The organism is Flavobacterium sp., from assembly GCF_013822155.1.
Taxonomy (GTDB): Bacteria; Bacteroidota; Bacteroidia; order Flavobacteriales; family Flavobacteriaceae; genus Flavobacterium.
Window position 1 is genome coordinate 1 of the sequence record NZ_PNJW01000108.1, and the last position, 3,541, is coordinate 3,541.

The following is a 3,541-nucleotide window of genomic DNA, read 5'->3' on the forward strand; positions in this document are numbered from 1 at the left end:
GAGTTATTTCCAACAGTCGAGATAGCCAAAAGACCGAAGTACCAAATAGATGTAAGCGGGATTACGGATGCTGTACAAAAGAAGTGGCAAAAGGATCTAGTAAGACATTTTGCCGACCCTGCGGCTTTTTATGGCTTACACTTCAATATAAAGGGAGGAATAGAATACAGGCAGGGAGTAAATAAGCCTAACGCAATTACGACTGTTGAAGTCTATCAGAATATAATAACTAAGTTTCAAACTAAGAACAAAGTATATTTAGACATCCGTAATGAAAATGGTTATTCCTATAACTATTATGACAATTATGTAGGAACGGGAACTGATGCCGACAAGGAACTGAAGATAGCACAAGATTCAGGTAACCTTGTACTAGAAGAATATTATACAGATGGCTGGGCAATACACACAGTGGACATTACATCAGGTAGTGGTACGCAAAATGAATTTTTTATAGCCTTACGGGTTAATGATAATGAAAGACCATTAATTGCCGCTTGGAATACCGAACTCACACCTAATTTGGTAATTGATCCACCTTTGAGTGATGATGCAGCAAGCAGGGTTTACTTCACTGATGAAACAGTTCTGTTACCAAACCCTGAACCATTACCGGAATTCACAGAAGCAGTTTCCATTAAAGTACCTAATGTTCTGAGTGAATCTGTACAGCTCGCTACTATTGTAAGGTTAGATTACATTAAACAAATACAATTTTATGATCCCATTGTAGGTGATTTTCCTTACTGGAACAGGACAGATTATCTTTTCGGACCTTTAACGACACAAATTCCGTGGGACAGTGATGACGGGACACAATGGATAGATTCTCATCATAGGAAATTTGTTGATGGCTTTAATCAGGGGTTTATTTCCGGCAAAGAGGAATTTGATATTGATACCATTGACCCTGCATTAAAAAAAATTACCATTAATCAGGTAATTGACCAGCATATTTCTAATAAAATACGTATTCGGAACGTATCTACTCATTGGCAAAATGTTGGAGAATACAATGTAATAAAAGTAGAAGTAGTAGGAACAAATACAGAAATTACCGTATTAGATAGTATTCAAACAAAATATCCTGGGGATAGAATTGTAGTAGAGATAGAAGTTGCTGTAACTATTGAAAGGGGACATACGGGATTGATTGCCAAAGATATTGATTTAAGCGGGATTCCGGCTTTTCAAATTGGAAAAAAGATTAAACTATACACCGTATTTTCATCAAACGCAAAAGATTCAAGGAAAATAACAGATCTTGTAGTTATTGGTGGTTGGTCTCATATTATTTTAGACTCCCCGATAAAGCAGCTGGGCTTTGGTGCTATAATGCAGACTGGGATGGTATCGGAAACGGATTTATCTACCGGAACACCGCCACCCGACAATGATAATATTCTTTTTTATGCTATTCCTTCTTATTATTATAAAAGATATGGAATGAAAAAAACAAACCTCTTTAACTACAAAGGAGGAACCAATGGATCTGACTCTTTTGTCAAAATGATTCAAAAGCAGACAAAGAATTTTGAAATACAAAAATCCAGCTTACAACCCACAATAGGCAATTTTCTTGCAACGTTATCTTATAAAGATAAGACAAAAGAAAAAGAAATTATCCTCTTGTTAGGGCTAAAAAAATCAGAGTTTGAGGATTTAAAAACAGCAGCAACGGCTCAGCTTTCTCCTTATCATTTACAAATGTTAAAGTTGATTCCCCAAGGAAACCGCTTACGTGATGAAGATTATGAACCTTATTACAAATACCATCTGGTAATAACGGGTAAGGATAGTAACGGAGACTATGCAGAAACCAGTGTGTTTAAAGAAATATACTCACGTGATGGCTTAATTTTTACATCGCCAGAATATGCTCAAAGTGAATTTATCTCACAACAAGAAGCTAATAGTGCACTTAATTTATTTATTAATGATAACGATTTCAGCGGTTTAACAGTGTATTCTATTGAAGAAAACAAAGAGTTGAATAAGGATGGGAGTAATTGGGAGAGAAACCTAAACAATAAAGTCTTATTAGGTCTAGACCCAGTTATTAAAAACCTAATTGAAGAATTACGAAATGAGCTAGATCTCGTTAATGATAATGCATCTGAAATTAGAACGTTAATTGAATATAAAGCAACTGAGCTTTTAACATTATCTCGTCAAAGAATTAGAGTAAATGGAACTGTGTATCAAAATAAAGATGGGATACTTTACATCGCAAGATTAATGATGCAAATAGTTTTAAAGAATCATCCTAAATTGATTAATAATATGGCTTTGTCCGAAAATTTATCTGCTATTTTTGAAAAAAACAGTAGAGGCATAGAGGGTTCAGCTAAAGCAGATTTTAATTCATATCCCTCTACTCATAAAAGAATTCTTATATCTGGTTATGACCCTTTTGGAGCTGGAGCTGATTGGCAGGGACACAATTCTAATTCATCAGGCAATATTGCTCTTGCAATGGACGGAGTAGAAATAATAAATGGCAGCCATCAAGGAATAGTGCGTTCAGCTATTTTTCCTGTTAGATATTATGAATTTAATGAAGGGTGGATTGAAAATTTTTTCGAACCATATATTAATCCAAACCATCCCAAATATCAACCTGTAGATATAATAATTACATTTAGCTACGGTGGAGCAAAATATTTTAATATAGATCGATTTTCAGCTCGATACAGAAATCCCAATCACACTGATAATAATGCAGAACTTGGAGGTAGCTCAATTTATTTAAATAAGGCTGATAAGGATAATTTAGAGTTTATTGAGTCGAAATTACCATATAATGATCTATACATTCCAGATAGGGTCCTTCTACACCAAAGAGCCTTTTTTGAATACTATAATGGAAACATCCCAACAGGTCAAAAGAATTATACAATAAACAATTTTAATTTAACCCCTTTATTACCTACTCCAAGTATTTTAAATTATCCTCCACCCTCTAGTGTCGATGCTAATAGAATAAAATCATTTTATGGTTCTGGAGGAGACTACTTATCTAATGAAATTTTTTATAGAGTAGCTTTTCTCAGGCAAAAATATAATCAAAATCTCAAGACAGGACATATTCACGTAGGCTTTTTAGATAGTGCTCCAAGTGCCAGTTTAGATAGAGATTTGATGTTGTCATTAGTAAGACAAGCATTGGAAAATACTTTAATTAATCTTTAAAATGATGAAGACAATATATTTTATTACAATATTCTTTTTTAATTTCTTCTTTATTTATGGCCAACATCCTCGAATAAAGTTTGCTATTAATAAAAGTGATCTGTCAGAGAATCCAGAGCTTATTCCTTCTGAATACTATTTCAGTTCAGAGTTAACTCCAATTGATGAAGTACAGTTTCCTCTCAATACTATGCATCAAGGCAAAAATTATAACAAAATAGAATTTAACCAACCTTCTTTAGATAGCTCATACATATATATATATATGAATGAAAGTCGGTTTGGTTATAGATCATTATTCAAATTAGTAATTGGAAAAGCAAACTCTAATGAAAAAATGATTTTATAT

2 protein-coding genes are annotated in these 3,541 nt (G+C 33.4%); both read left to right on the forward strand.

Annotated elements, in window-relative coordinates; genetic code table 11:
- Positions 1-3,192, forward strand: a 3,192-nt coding sequence (locus tag C0512_RS14805; RefSeq protein ID WP_290862941.1) for a hypothetical protein, incomplete at its 5' end; no start/stop codon positions are given.
- 4 nt (positions 3,193-3,196) lie between these two features.
- The coding region (locus tag C0512_RS14810) for a hypothetical protein (protein ID WP_290862943.1) at positions 3,197-3,541 on the forward strand (345 nt) is incomplete at its 3' end.